Source organism: Bordetella saccharivorans (assembly GCF_045862855.1).
Taxonomy (GTDB): domain Bacteria; phylum Pseudomonadota; class Gammaproteobacteria; order Burkholderiales; family Burkholderiaceae_B; genus Bordetella_A; species Bordetella_A petrii_F.
In genome coordinates, this window is the sequence record NZ_BAAFZO010000001.1 from 4,220,882 (window position 1) to 4,232,798 (window position 11,917).

10 protein-coding genes are annotated in these 11,917 nt (G+C 68.6%); all 10 read right to left on the reverse strand.

The genetic code is table 11. The features are described from left to right. Positions 1 to 2: 2 nt before the first annotated feature. The 10 genes from ACKTT0_RS20245 to ACKTT0_RS20290 all read right to left on the reverse strand — a co-directional run bounded on the left by ACKTT0_RS20245 (position 3) and on the right by ACKTT0_RS20290 (position 11,631). The gene (locus ACKTT0_RS20245; RefSeq protein WP_407851564.1) at positions 3 to 755 is read right to left on the reverse strand and encodes a slipin family protein; all 753 of its coding nucleotides are present in this window, start codon (positions 753 to 755) and stop codon (positions 3 to 5) included. Then, complete coding sequence (locus tag ACKTT0_RS20250) at positions 752 to 2,203, reverse strand: NfeD family protein (RefSeq protein WP_407851565.1); 1,452 nt, start codon at positions 2,201 to 2,203, stop codon at positions 752 to 754. The genes ACKTT0_RS20245 and ACKTT0_RS20250 overlap by 4 nt, the downstream gene beginning before the upstream one ends. A gap of 91 nt (positions 2,204 to 2,294) precedes the next feature. Next, complete coding sequence (locus ACKTT0_RS20255; protein ID WP_407851566.1) at positions 2,295 to 4,274, reverse strand: BCCT family transporter; 1,980 nt, start codon at positions 4,272 to 4,274, stop codon at positions 2,295 to 2,297. Between the two features lie 136 nt (positions 4,275 to 4,410). Then, the gene (locus ACKTT0_RS20260) at positions 4,411 to 5,292 is read right to left on the reverse strand and encodes an NAD(P)-dependent oxidoreductase (protein ID WP_407851567.1); all 882 of its coding nucleotides are present in this window, start codon (positions 5,290 to 5,292) and stop codon (positions 4,411 to 4,413) included. Between the two features lie 114 nt (positions 5,293 to 5,406). Further along, on the reverse strand, positions 5,407 to 6,429 hold the full coding sequence (locus ACKTT0_RS20265; protein ID WP_407851568.1) for an SDR family oxidoreductase: 1,023 nt from the start codon (positions 6,427 to 6,429) through the stop codon (positions 5,407 to 5,409). Then, on the reverse strand, positions 6,426 to 7,019 hold the full coding sequence (locus tag ACKTT0_RS20270; protein ID WP_407851569.1) for a DUF2244 domain-containing protein: 594 nt from the start codon (positions 7,017 to 7,019) through the stop codon (positions 6,426 to 6,428). Before ACKTT0_RS20270 ends, ACKTT0_RS20265 begins: the two co-directional genes overlap by 4 nt. A gap of 4 nt (positions 7,020 to 7,023) precedes the next feature. Further along, entirely contained in the window at positions 7,024 to 8,604 is a 1,581-nt protein-coding gene (gene ctaD / locus ACKTT0_RS20275) for a cytochrome c oxidase subunit I (protein ID WP_407851570.1), read from the reverse strand. Positions 8,605 to 8,679: 75 nt separating this feature from the next. Next, the gene (locus ACKTT0_RS20280) at positions 8,680 to 9,663 is read right to left on the reverse strand and encodes a lysylphosphatidylglycerol synthase domain-containing protein (protein ID WP_407851571.1); all 984 of its coding nucleotides are present in this window, start codon (positions 9,661 to 9,663) and stop codon (positions 8,680 to 8,682) included. Beyond that, positions 9,656 to 10,864, reverse strand: a complete 1,209-nt coding sequence (gene clsB / locus ACKTT0_RS20285) for a cardiolipin synthase ClsB (RefSeq protein ID WP_407851572.1) — start codon at positions 10,862 to 10,864, stop codon at positions 9,656 to 9,658. The genes ACKTT0_RS20280 and clsB overlap by 8 nt, the downstream gene beginning before the upstream one ends. After that, positions 10,861 to 11,631: an endonuclease/exonuclease/phosphatase family protein gene (locus ACKTT0_RS20290; RefSeq protein ID WP_407851573.1), complete on the reverse strand. Its 771-nt coding sequence runs from the start codon at positions 11,629 to 11,631 to the stop codon at positions 10,861 to 10,863. Before ACKTT0_RS20290 ends, clsB begins: the two co-directional genes overlap by 4 nt. Positions 11,632 to 11,917: the final 286 nt, after the last annotated feature.

The window sequence follows — 11,917 nt, forward strand, 5'->3', positions numbered from 1 at the left end:
CGTCAGCCGGGCTGGCGATCGAACACGCGGCGCAAGACGTCGATCGGCACGGGAAAGACGATGGTCGAACTCTTGTCGCCGGCAATGTCGTACAGCGTCGAAAGATAGCGCAACTGCATTGCCTCGGGGGTGCTGGCCAGCGTGCGGGCGGCTTCGACCAGTTTCTCGGCCGCCTGCTGCTCGCCTTCGGCGTTGATGATGCGCGCCCGGCGGTTGCGCTCGGCCTCGGCCTGGCGGGCGATGGCGCGCACCATGCTTTCGTCGATATCCACATGCTTGATCTCGACGGTGGCCACCTTGATGCCCCAGTCTTCGGTCTGGCGGTCCAGGATTTCCTGCAGGTCGGCATTGAGCTTGTCGCGCTCGGACAGCATTTCGTCGAGGTCGTGCTTGCCCAGTACCGAACGCAGGGTGGTCTGGGCGAGCTGGCTGGTGGCGTCCATGTAGCGTTCGACCTGGATCACCGCGCGGTCGGCGTCCATCACGCGGAAGTACAGCACCGCGTTGACCTTCACCGAGACGTTGTCGCGCGAGATGATGTCCTGGGTGGGGATGTCCATCACCACGGTGCGCAGGTCGACCCGCACCATCTGCTGCACCACGGGAATGAGCACGATCAGGCCGGGGCCCTTGACCCCGGTGAAGCGACCCAGGGTGAAGACGACGCCGCGTTCGTATTCGCGCAGCACGCGGATCATGGACAGGGCCAGCAGCACCAGCAGCGCCGCGACGATCAGGTAGATGATGAGGGTCATGGGGGGGGCTCCGTGGATGCGGCGTCGGCGCGGACAATCAGCACCAGGCCTTGGCGCGACTCGACGACCGCCTGTTGGCCGGCGGACAGCGGCGCGGCCGAGCGCGCTTGCCAGGTTTCGCCGCCGGCGCGCACCAGGCCCTGGTGCCCGTGCCACGACAGGACTTCGACCGGCTGGCCGGCCCGGGTGCCGTCGCCGGCCACGACGCGGCGGCGCTGCGCGCGCAACGCCAAGGCGAAGATCAGGAACAGCAGCAGCGCGCTGGCCGCCGAGGCGCCGATGACCAGCGGCAGCGACAGGGAAAAGTCGGCGGCGCCGGCAGTGTCGTAAAGGAACAGCGAGCCGAAGGCGAACATGGCGATGCCGGCGGCGCCCAGCAGCCCGAAGGCGGGCGTGAAGGCCTCCGCGGCCATCAGCGCGATGCCCAGCAGGACCAGCCCCAGGCCCGCGTAGCTGACCGGCAGCATGTTGAGCGCGAACAGGGCCGTCACCAGCGCGACCGCGCCCACCGCACCCGGCAGCACGGCGCCCGGATTCATCATCTCGAACAGGATGCCGTAGATGCCCAGCAGCAGCAACAGATAGGCGATGTTGGGATCGGTGATGATGGCCAGCAGCCGGGTGCGCCAATCGGGCGTGATTTCCTGGGATGGCGCGTCGCGGGTGGCCAGGGTGAGGGTCGAGGCGTTGGCCCGGGCCTCGCGTCCGTCGGCCTGCGCCAGCAGGTCGGGCAGGTCGGCCGCCACGATGTCGATCACGCGCTGTTCCAGGGCCTCGCGGGCCGGCAGGCTGGCGGCGCCGCGCACCGCCTGTTCTGCCCATTGCGCATTGCGGCCGCGCATTTCCGCCAGGCTGCGGATGAAAGCGGCGGCATCGTTGACGGCCTTGCGTTCGTGCGCGCCGGCCGGGCTCGCCGCGCCGGGCGGCTGGTCGGCATCTTTGTCCGCGCCGGCAGGGGGCTTGGCGTCGCGCGGCGCGTCGCCGCGGCCATTGCCCATTTGCACCGGCGTGGCCGCTCCCAGGTTGGTGCCGGGCGCCATCGCGGCCACATGACAAGCGTAGAGGATATACGTGCCGGCGCTGGCGGCGCGGGCGCCGCCCGGCGCGACGTAGCCGATGACCGGCACTGGCGAGGCGATGATGGCGCGCACGATGTCGCGCATGGAGGAATCCAGGCCGCCAGGCGTGTCGATGCGCAATACCACGGCCGCCGCGCGGCGGGTCTCGGCGGCGGCCAGGCCGCGACGCAGATACTCGGTGGTGGCCGGCCCCACGGCGCCCTCGAGCTGCAAGACGACGACGGGCGCCGGCTGCCCGGCGGCCGGGGCCGCGCGGAGGTGGCCTGGCGGGGCGAGTGCCGCGGCGGCCAGCCACAGCGCGGCCGCCGCGCGCAGCAGCCGGGCGGCGGGGCTGGCGTGAGACGGATGGCGTGGCCTGAGTGGCGGCATCGCGGCGCTCCTGGAGGGCGGGTCCGCGCGCGGACCCCGTTCCTGTTCCCATGGTAGTGCCTGCGCCGGCCACTGCCAAGGCGCGTATCCGTCAGGCTGGCGGCGTCGGCTCCAGCGAATACAGATAATGGCGGAAGCGGTCGTAATGATTGACCAGGTCGGCCACGACCTGGTCGGTATGGTAGCCGTAGATGTCGTAGCCTCGGCCCCCCTTGTTCAAGAAGACCTCGGTGCGGTAATAGCGCCGCTTTTCGCCTTCGCGGCGGGCCCCGTCGCTCAGCGCGAAGGCGGGGATCGGCTGGCCGACCAGGCGCACGGCGTAGATGAAGTCTTCCGCCGTGCCGCCGTGCTGCACCGTGAGCTGCGCGCCGTCTTCGAGCCGCACCGCCTCGGTAGTGATCTCGCGCTTCTCGAGTTCGGCCGCCACCAGCCCGAACGCGTCCATCACGGTCTTGTCAATGAAGGCGTTGGCCTGCGCCTTGGTGGGGTGGCTGACGATGCTGTGCAGGCGCTGGCGCAGCGACAACCCGCCCTGCGAGGCGATCAGCGGGGCCGTGGGCAGGCTGCGGCTGAGATTGATGACGACTTCGTCGCGCAAGCCCTTGAGTATGCCGTAGCACATCAACAGCATCACGACGGACAGCGGCAGCGCGGCGATGATCGCGGCCGACTGCACCGCCTCGAGCCCGCCCGCCAGCAGCAGGCCGGCGGCCACGCCGCCGCAGGCCAGCGCCCAGAAAATGCGCAGCCACAGCGCCGGCTCTTCGTCGCCCTTGGAGGTGATCATCGACACCACCAGGGCCCCGGCGTCGGAGGCGGTGACGAAATAGACAGCCACCAAGAGGCCGGTGATCCAGGCCAGCAGGCCCGACCAGGGCAGGTAGTCGAACACGGTGAACAGCGCGGTCGGCAGGTTGTCGCCAACGATGCGCGAGATATCGCCGTTGGCCACGTTGGCGTCCAGCCAGATGGCCAGGTCGCCGAACACGGTGAACCATACGAAGCTGAAGCCGGCCGGCGCGAACAGCACGCCCACCAGGAATTCGCGGATGGTGCGGCCGCGCGAGATGCGCGCGATGAACATGCCCACGAACGGCGACCAGGAGATCCACCAGCCCCAGTAGAACAGCGTCCATTTGCCCATCCAGTCGGTCGGCTCGTAGGCGCTGATGTGGAAGGTGCGCGCCACGAAGGCATGCAGATAGAGGCCTATGTTCTCGACCAGCGCCTGCAGCAGGAAGCGGGTCGGCCCGAGGATGAGGATGAGCAGCATCAGCCCTACCGAGACCAGGATGATGAACTCGCTGAGGCGGCGGATGCCATTGTCCAGGCCGGTGGCGACGGTGATGGTGGCCAGCACGGTGACGATGGCGATGAGGATGAGCTGGGTGCCCAGGGTCTGGGGAATGCCCATCAGGTAGTTCATGCTGGCGTTGAGCTGCGATACGCCCAGCCCCAGCGAAGTGGCCAGGCCGGCCAGCGTGCCCACCACCGCGAAGATGTCGATGAAGTCGCCGATGGGCCCGTGCACGCGTTCGCCCAGGATCGGATGGAACGCCGAGCGGATGGCCAGCGGCATGCCGCGCCGGTAGCCGAAATACGCCATGGCCAGGCCCAGCACCGCGTAAATGGCCCAGGCATGCACGCCCCAGTGGAAAAAGGTGATTTCCATGGCCTCGCGCGCCGCCTCGGCCGAGTGAGGCGGGGCGTTGGGCGGCTGCGAGTAGTGCATGATGGGTTCGGCCACCCCGTAGAACACGATGCCGATGCCCATGCCGGCGCTGAACAGCATGGCGACCCAGGTACCGTACTTGTAGTCGGGAACGGAATCGTCGGGACCCAGCTTGACGGTGCCCAGGCGGCTCATGGCCAGCCCCAGCAGGAAGATGACGAAGATGCCCACCGCCAGCATGTAGAACCAGCCGGCTTCGTTGGTGATCCAGGTATTGACGACGTCGAAGTGGGCGGCGGCGGATTCCGGGGCGACGACCGCGTAGATGATGAGTCCCAGCGCAATGATGGCCGAGCCGATGAAGGTGACCGGCGCGACCGGCGCGGTGTTGTTCTGCAATATCTTCCCCTTGGAGTCGTGGCGGACGCAGGTTCGGAAAACGCGCGCGGAGGCCGCCCCGCAGCGGGCCTCCCTTTTTTCAGCTTATATCTGGACGCCCCGGTAATGCAACGGACTTGGGAAGCAGGCGCGACAATCAGCGGGCCAGCAGGGACGCCAGGTGCGGCACGGTGGTCTGCGGGTCGGAGGCTTCCAGGCCGCGCTCGAACAATTGCTGGATGGCGTCGGCCGCGCCGTGGACTGCGCCGGCTTCCCCGGCCATGGTGGTGTAGTAGCTGAGATCCTTGCGCGCGTTGGCCAGCGAGAACCGCAGGCCGGAGTCGTCGCCCGCCTCCAGGAAGGGGCGCATGCGCTCCAGGGCCGCGCCGCCGCCGCCGCCCTTGGCGAGGATGTCGACCAGCACCGCCGGGTCGATGCCGGCGCGCTGGGCGCAGGCCGCGGCCTCGGCGATGATCGCGGCGCAGCCCAGCGACACGTAGTTGTGGATCAGTTTCATGCGATGGCCGGCGCCCACGGGCCCCGCGTGCATGATGTTCTCGGCATAGCAGCGCAGCAGCGGCTCGCACCGTTCATATAGCGCGCGGTCGCCGCCGACGATGAGGTTGAGCCGGCCCGCCGCCGCCTCTTTGGGTGTGCGCGTCATGGGCGCATCGAGGAACTTGCCGCCGGCTTCGGCCACGGCTTGCGCGATGCGCACGGTCGAGGACGGGATGGCGGTAGAGCAGTCGATGACGATGGTGCCGGGGCGCAGCCCCTGCAGCAGCCCGTCGGGACTGAACAGCACGTCCTCGACCTGCGGCGTGCCGGTGACGCACAGCACGACCACATCGGCCTGGCGGGCCACTTGCGCCGGGCTGGCCACCTTGGCGGCGCCGGCCGCCAGCAGGTCGTCGACCGGCTGGTTGCCGGGATGGTCGAGCAGCACCAGCGGATAGCCGTGCTTGATGATGTTGCTGGCGATGCCGTGGCCCATGAGGCCCACGCCGATCATGCCGATGGTGTCTTTCCCGCTAGTCATGAGATGGATACGCGCTGGAGTTGAACGAGGAACGCCCGCCGCGGTTTCGTGCGGCGGGCGTCGACCATCATACAAGTAAGCGGAAAGTCGATGCCAGCGCGCGCCGGCATGCCGTCAATGCCAGCGTTTGCCGCGGGCCGCGCCGATGACCGTGCCGCACACCAGCGCCGCGGCGCCGGCCCACAGCAGGCCGCGGCCACCAGTGGTCAGGTGGGTGTAGACGCTGCCCCGCCGCACATGTGGCACGTGGGCATCGCCGCGCGCCGTATCGGCGCGCGACGGCGCGCCGGCCTCGTAGAGGGCGTCGGCATGGTCGCCGGCCGGGCGGTCGCTGCGCTGGTGGCGGATCAGCCATCCGGCCATGCGGTCGGCCAGCCCCGGCATGCGTTGGCCCATCGAGGAGATGGCCTTGGAAGCGCTGCCGACGTAGATGTCGCGGCGCGGGTGCTCGGCGGCATAGAGGATGGCGCGGGCCACGGTCTCGGCCGAGTAGACTGGCGGCGGCAGGCGCGGCTCGACGTCCATGTAGTTGCGCGCATGGTCCGCATAGCCGGTGGCGATCGAGGCCGGCTTGATCAGCGTGACCGAGATGGGCGAGCCCTCGGCCTCCAGCTCCATGCGCAGCGCGTCGGTGTAGCCCTTGACGGCGTGCTTGGACGCCGAGTAAGCGCCTTGCAGCGGCACGGCCCGGTCGGACACTTCGCTGCCTACGTTGATGAGCGCGCCGCCATGCTTCTTCAGGTGTGCCGCCGCCGTGGTCGAGCCGTACACGACGCCCCAGTAATTGGTGTCGAACAACCGCCGCTGGTCGTCGATCGGCACGTCCTGCAGGCGGCCGAAGATGGATACGCCGGCGTTGTTCACCCAGGTGTCGACCTGGCCGTAGCGCTCGATGGCGGCGCCCAGTATGCGGTCGTGGTCGGCCGCCACGCCGACGTCGGCCGGCACGGCGACGGCGTCGCCGCCGGCGGCACGGATGTCGTCGACGACCTGGTTCAAGGCCTCCTGGTTGCGGCACGCCAGTACCACCTTGGCGCCCTGGCGGGCCGCCAGGCGCGCGGTGGCCAGGCCGATGCCGCTGCTGGCGCCGGTGATGACAATGACCTGGTCATGCAATTTTTTCAAACGGACTTTCATGAGGGGCTCCTGTGCCTGAAGAGGGGCGGGCCCGGCGGGGCTGCCGTCGCGGGTCCGCGCCAGGGCAATGAATGCCGCAATTCGGCTTCGATGCGGCGGTGGTCTTCCATGGGCACGTGGCGTGCCAGCCGCAGGCGGAACGAGCCGTAGTGCAGCCACAGCGAGCCCGGCGCGTCGGGCGGCCGCACCAGCCGGGCCCAGTTGCGGTTGAAGACGTGGCGGGTCACGGCCGGCCCGCTTTGCACGTCCACGACTAGCCGGCCGTCGGCCAGCAGCATGATGGTCTCGCCGTCGCGCACATGGCGCGCGAACGACAGGGCCGCGCCGGCCAGCAGCAGGATCTCCGCCGCGCCATACACCGCCACCGGCCACAGGCCGCGCAGCGCGAAGCACAGGCTGACCGCCAGCGCGATGCCGGCGGTGAACGCCATGCCGAGCAGGAATTGACGCGGGGTGGCGCAGCAGGTGCGCCGCAGGTGCCAGCAGCGCTCGACCGGCAGGCTGTCCGGCGGCCGCGCCGCGCGAGGCGGGGCCGGGACGGACGGGGTGGCGGGCGGCTGCGCGCTCGCCCGGGGCAGGGCGGATCGCATGGGTTCAGCGGATATCCGGCGGAACGGCAAAGGTATGATGCGGCGCGGGCGAAGGCACGGTCCATTCCAGCCCTTCCGCGCCTTCCCAGGGCCGGGCGGCGGCGCGGTGGCCTTTGCCGCGATAGCAGCCCAGCATGGCATAGAGGAACAGCAGCTGCGACAGGCCGAACCAGAACGCGCCAATGGTGGCCACCTGGTGGAAAGTCGTGAACTGGGCAGCGTAGTCGGCATAGCGGCGCGGCATGCCCGCCAGGCCCAGGAAGTGCATGGGAAAGAACGCGACGTTGAACGAGATCATGGTCGACCAGAAGTGGATCTTGCCGAGTTTCTCGCTGTACATGCGGCCTGTCCACTTGGGTACCCAGTAGTACGCGCCGGCGAACAGGGCGAACAGCGAGCCGGCCACCAGCACGTAATGGAAGTGGGCCACGACGTAATAGGTATCCTGTACCTGGATATCAATGGGCGCGATGGACAATATCAGGCCGGTGAAGCCGCCGATGGTGAATACGAAGATGAAACCCACCGCGAACAGCATGGGGGTCTCGAAGCTGAGCGCGCCGCGCCACATGGTGGCGACCCAGTTGAACACCTTCACCCCGGTAGGCACCGAGATCAGCATGGTGGCGTACATGAAATAGAGCTGGCCCGGCAACGGCATGCCGGTAGTGAACATGTGGTGCGCCCAGACCAGGAATGACAGCACCGCGATCGCGGCGGTGGCATACACCATCGAGGCATAGCCGAACAGCTTCTTGCGGGCGAAGGTGGGCACGACCATGGAGATGATGCCGAAGGCGGGCAGGATCATGATGTAGACCTCGGGATGCCCGAAGAACCAGAATACATGCTGGTACATCACCGGGTCGCCGCCGGCGGCGGCATTGAAGAAGCCGGTGCCGAAGTGGCGGTCGGTCAGGATCATGGTGACAGCCGCGGCCAGCACCGGCATCACGGCCAGCAGCAGGAACGCGGTGATCAGCCAGGTCCAGCAGAACATCGGCATCTTCATCAGCGTCATGCCGGGCGCGCGCATGTTCAGGATGGTGACGATGATATTGATCGCGCCCATGATGGACGAGGCGCCCATGATGTGCACGGCGAAAATGGCCAGGTCCATTCCGGGGCCCATCTGGGTCGACAGCGGCGCGTACAGCGTCCAGCCGGCGGCGGTGGCGCCGCCCGGCACGAAGAACGAGGCGGTCAGCATGATGGCGGCCACGGGCAGCAGCCAGAAGCTGAAGTTGTTCATGCGGGCGAAAGCCATGTCGGCCGCGCCGATCTGCAGCGGGATCATCCAGTTGGCGAAGCCCACCAGCGAGGGCATGATCGCGCCGAAGATCATGATCAGGCCGTGCATGGTGGTGAACTGGTTGAACAGTTCGGGCCGGAAGAACTGCAGGCCGGGCTCGAACAGTTCGGTGCGCAGCAGCAGCGCCAGGACGCCGCCTTCCAGCAGCATGACGAACGAGAAGATGAGGTACATCGTCCCGATGTCCTTGTGGTTGGTGGCGAACAGCCAGCGGCGCCAGCCGTGCGGCGCCGCATGGCCATGCGGCGCCGCGTCGTGGGTCAGTGTGTCCATGGCGGATCCCGGGAAGAGGGCGAAGTGGCGCAGGCGCCAGCAAGCGCCATGCCAGGCCGGCGGCGGGAAACTGTTTCAGCTTGTGGCGGCGCGCCGCGCGCCTGCGCGGCGCAGCCGGGCTTCCAGCGCGATATAAGCGGCCAGGGCCACCGCCAGGGGCGCGAGGTAATACAGGGCGCGATAGGCCAGCAATGTGCCCAGCACCTGGCTCTGCGGCACCTCCGAGGCCAGCATGGTGACGAACACCGCTTCCAGCACGCCCAGGCCGCCTGGAATATGGACCAGCGCGCCCGCGATGCTGCTGATGAGCAGGGCTGCCAGCACCAGCGTGTAGGAAACCTGGCGCTCGAACAGCAGGTACAGGATTCCCGCGATGGCGCCCCAGCACAGCACCGCGGTGACGCACTGCAGCAGGGCCAGCCGCAGCGACGGCAGCGGTATGTGGCGGCCTGCCAGGTGCAAGTGGCGGCGGCGCGAGATGGCGCACAGGACCAGGTATGTGCTCGCCGCCACCAGCATGGCCCCGCCGGCGATTTCCAGCGCGAGGCTGCTCAGGTGCCAGGCCGAAGGCGCCTGGTGCAGCGTGAACAGCACGCCGAACAGCCACAGGTACCCGAGCCAGTTGGTGAAGATGCTCATCGCCAGGATCTTGGAAATGACCGGGACGCGCAGCCCCAGCTTGCCGTAGAGCCGGAATCGCAGGCCCACGCCGCCGATCAGGGCGCCCAGGTTGACGTTGATGGCATAGCTGATGAAGGCAACCGCCATGGTCGTGGCCTTGCCCAGCCGGTGTCCCGTATATGCCCGTCCGATCAGGTCGAAGGCGCTGTAGGCGGCGTAGGCCACCGGCACCAGGCAGGCGCTTTCCAGCAGGGCCGTGTCGGACATGCGCTGCAACACTTGCCAGACTTCATGCCATTGCACGTCGCGCGCCAGCCGCAATAGCAGGACGATGGCCGCCGCCATGAAGAGGCCGGTCCAGAGGCGCCGCGTGCGGCGCCAGAAGCGCCGCGCGCCGCGCCATGCCGTGCGCCAGGTCGAACGAGCGGCCTCAGTCATGGCGCGCCTCGTCGGTGTCTACTACCGCCTGGGAGGGATCGACGCGCTGCAGCCGCGCGGGGCGCGCCGGCAGGCTGCCGGCCCAGGCAGGGAAGCGATGCAATACATGGAATACCGCCACGCCGAACCAGAACCGGCGCAGCACGCGCTTGAACCCGTGTTTGGGCACGATCTGGCGGCAATGGCGCTCGATCAGCGTCTCGAGCGAGTCGCGCAGCTCCGCCGTGAAGGCCCGGTCGCGCACGATCACGTTGGCCTCCAGGTTGAGAGCCAGGCTGAGCGGATCCAGGTTGCTGGAGCCCACGGTGGCCCATTCGTCGTCCACGCAGGCCACCTTGCCGTGCAGGGGACGCTCGCAGTATTCGTAGATGGTCACGCCGGCCGACATGAGATAGTCGTACAGCGTGCGGGCGGCCAGTTGCGCGATGGGCATGTCGGGTTCCCCTTGCAGGATCAGGCGCACCCGCACGCCACGCCGGGCGGCGTTGCGCAGGTCGCGCAGCAGCCGGTAGCCGGGGAAGAAATAGGCGTTCGCGATGATGATGTCCTGCTGGGCGGTGCGGAAGCCAGCGCGGTAATAGCGTTCGATATCGGTGCTGTGGCGATCGTTGTCGCGCGTGACGAACAGGGCCGAACCCTGGCCGCGGGCGCCGTGCGCCGGCCCGCGGCGCGCCGGCCAGCGCGGCCGCCGTCCACCCCGCACCGCCGCGCGCGCGAAATGGCGGATATCTTCCACGATAGGGCCCTGCAGTTCGACCGCGTAATCCTGCTTGGCCGTGGGGCCGAATTCGGTCAGGTGGTCGGCCGAGAAGTTGATCCCGCCGACGAAGGCCGTCTGGCCGTCGACGACCACGATCTTGCGATGCATGCGGCGCAGCGCGTTGACGCGGAAACCGAAGACGCGCGGCCGGGGGTCGAAAATATGGAAGCGCACGCCGGCCTGCGCCAGGCCGGCGATGAATGCGTCGTCCAGGCAGTCCGAGCCGTAGCCGTCCACGGTGACGTCGACCTCGACGCCGCGGCCGGCGGCCTCGATGAGGGCTGCGCGCAGCTCCTGGCCGACCTTGTCGTCGAACAGGATGAAGGTTTCCAGCAGGATCTCGCGGCGCGCCGCGCGCAGTGCCTCGAGTACGCGGGGGAAGAACTCCTCGCCGTTCTCCAGCAATCGTACGGTATTGCCCTGGCGCCAGGCGGCGGTCATAACCGGACCTCCGCCGCCAGGGGCGCATGGTCGGACAAGTGCCGCCAGACACGCGAGGCCAGGGCCACCGGGCGGGCGCCCGCCACGTCGCGCACATAGATGCGATCCAGCGCCAGCATCGGCCAGCGGGCCGGAAAGGTGCGCGGTTCGCGGCCGAGCGCGGCGCGGAATACGTCGCGCGCCGAGCAGGCGGCCATGAGCTGGCCGGCGCGCCGGCGCCAATCGTTGAAATCGCCGGCGATGAGAACTGGCGCGCCCGCCGTGATGCCGCGCACCAGGCCGCACAGGCGGCCCAGTTGCACCCGCCGGTGCGCCTCGCGCAGTCCCAGGTGCACGCACACGACGTGCAGCTCGCGGCTCACGCCCGGGTGGCGCACGGTGCAGTGCAGCATCCCCCGGCTTTCGTGGCCACCCACCGAGACGTCGTGGTTTTCGTGATGGAGAATCGGCCAGCGCGACAACACCGCGTTGCCATGGTCGCCGTCGGGGTATACCGCATTGCGGCCGTAGGCGAAGTCGCTCCACAGGCTGTCGGCCAGGAACTCGTATTGCGAGGTGGCGGGCCAGGCCGCCAGGCGCCGCGCGTGGCGGTGATGCGAGCCAATGACCTCCTGCAGGAAGACAATGTCGGGGCGCGCGTCGCGCAGCGCGGCCCGCAGTTCGTGCAAGATGAACCGCCGGTTGAAGAGGGTGAAGCCTTTATGGACATTGACCGTCAGCACCTTGAGTGTGGCGGGCGTGCAGCTTGCCGTTTCCTGGCCAGGCATGTAGCTCTCCGTTGGGCGATGGAACGCGTCATGCAAGCGCCGTGCCGGCGCCCGCCCTGGCCACGGGACGGGCCGGCAGGCGCATTTTTACCAACCGATGCAAAAACTACCTGCCGCCACGCGCGTCGTAGCAGGCGCGGCGATGCCCGCGTCAGGCACGCGGCATGCTGAGAGCAGCCTCTGCGTTGCGGGGTGTTACGCTGTTTTTTTGCGTGATGCGGCAGGACTGTCCTAAAGTCTAGCGAGTCGGCCGTCCTGGCCCAGATCATTGCCGACCCGCCGCATG

Bases quoted from the DNA above. Each gene is read 5' to 3' on its own strand.
- ctaD (WP_407851570.1), bottom strand. From the start codon at position 8,604: ATGGACACACTGACCCACGACGCGGCGCCGCATGGCCATGCGGCGCCG.
- ACKTT0_RS20250 (WP_407851565.1), bottom strand. From the start codon at position 2,203: ATGCCGCCACTCAGGCCACGCCATCCGTCTCACGCCAGCCCCGCCGCC.
- ACKTT0_RS20270 (WP_407851569.1), bottom strand. From the start codon at position 7,019: ATGCGATCCGCCCTGCCCCGGGCGAGCGCGCAGCCGCCCGCCACCCCG.
- clsB (WP_407851572.1), bottom strand. From the start codon at position 10,864: ATGACCGCCGCCTGGCGCCAGGGCAATACCGTACGATTGCTGGAGAAC.
- ACKTT0_RS20245 (WP_407851564.1), bottom strand. From the start codon at position 755: ATGACCCTCATCATCTACCTGATCGTCGCGGCGCTGCTGGTGCTGCTG.
- ACKTT0_RS20265 (WP_407851568.1), bottom strand. From the start codon at position 6,429: ATGAAAGTCCGTTTGAAAAAATTGCATGACCAGGTCATTGTCATCACC.
- ACKTT0_RS20260 (WP_407851567.1), bottom strand. From the start codon at position 5,292: ATGACTAGCGGGAAAGACACCATCGGCATGATCGGCGTGGGCCTCATG.
- ACKTT0_RS20290 (WP_407851573.1), bottom strand. From the start codon at position 11,631: ATGCCTGGCCAGGAAACGGCAAGCTGCACGCCCGCCACACTCAAGGTG.
- ACKTT0_RS20280 (WP_407851571.1), bottom strand. From the start codon at position 9,663: ATGACTGAGGCCGCTCGTTCGACCTGGCGCACGGCATGGCGCGGCGCG.